Here is a 348-nt window from a genome sequence, read left to right as displayed (position 1 = left end):
TGGAGTACCGAACTGCCATGAAAGTCGGAACGAAACCGGCAATCCAGGAAGAAGTGCCATGGTCCGACAGCCTGACCTCGTACGATAAGCAGCACCACACGCTGTACCTGAGGGTCCTGGATGCGGCCGCTGATGATGAGGAGATGGCGCAGGAGATCCTCGGCATCGATCCGGTACCGGAGCGCGCCCGCAAAGCCGCGCGAAGCCATCTTGATCGGGCGAACTGGATGGTGACGACAGGGTACAAGGAATTGTTCGCGGGATAACGGAGAATGGGCGGCAGCCCCCGCGCTCCTCAGCAGCAGAGTGGTCCAGGCGTCCACTAGCAAGGCGATCCGTTGCTTCCGC

1 protein-coding gene is annotated in these 348 nt (G+C 61.2%); it reads left to right on the top strand.

Annotated features, from left to right (window positions below):
* Positions 1 to 17 precede the first annotated feature (17 nt).
* Positions 18 to 266 carry a hypothetical protein gene (locus tag AC0L2K_RS35175; RefSeq protein WP_473533681.1) on the top strand — a complete coding sequence of 83 codons (249 nt, stop codon included), beginning with the start codon at positions 18 to 20 and terminating at the stop codon, positions 264 to 266.
* Positions 267 to 348: the final 82 nt, after the last annotated feature.

This window comes from Mesorhizobium sp. WSM4817 (assembly GCF_055811135.1).
Note: the sequence above shows the minus strand (reverse complement) of the source record. Positions and strands in the feature narration are given on the sequence as shown.